Here is a 331-nt window from a genome sequence, read left to right as displayed (position 1 = left end):
GCTTCCATCGGAAACGATGATCTGGCAGCCTGAGTTCACAGATAAAACACTCTCCAGGAAACCCGGGGCGGTTCACTATTTTCAGTTTCAAAACGGTCGCATAATGCGAGCATGTAAAGGATAGTTGCATCCGTTTGCTTACGACTGATAGCCTTTGCACTACACCTGTTAGCTGAACGATTAGGGCATCTGTACATTCCAAAACGTTTTAAGGCATATCCACCAAGAACAATAGTAGCCCCACACTCAGAACATTTGAGGTAGCCTGAGTTTAACGGACACTCCTTCCTGAAATAGAATGGCATCAGAAGGAGCTAATAATGAGCAGAAA

At 44.7% G+C, this 331-nt stretch carries 1 protein-coding gene; it reads right to left on the bottom strand.

Annotated elements, in window-relative coordinates; genetic code table 11:
- Positions 1-35 precede the first annotated feature (35 nt).
- Positions 36-305 (bottom strand): recombinase zinc ribbon domain-containing protein, encoded by a 270-nt coding sequence (locus ABZJ92_RS22390; RefSeq protein WP_071818635.1) that lies wholly within the window; start codon positions 303-305, stop codon positions 36-38.
- Positions 306-331: the final 26 nt, after the last annotated feature.

It is taken from the genome of Shigella sp. FJ200513 (assembly GCF_040495915.1).
In the GTDB taxonomy this organism is placed as follows: Bacteria; Pseudomonadota; Gammaproteobacteria; order Enterobacterales; family Enterobacteriaceae; genus ECMA0423.
This window is presented reverse-complemented; position numbering and strand designations above follow the sequence as displayed.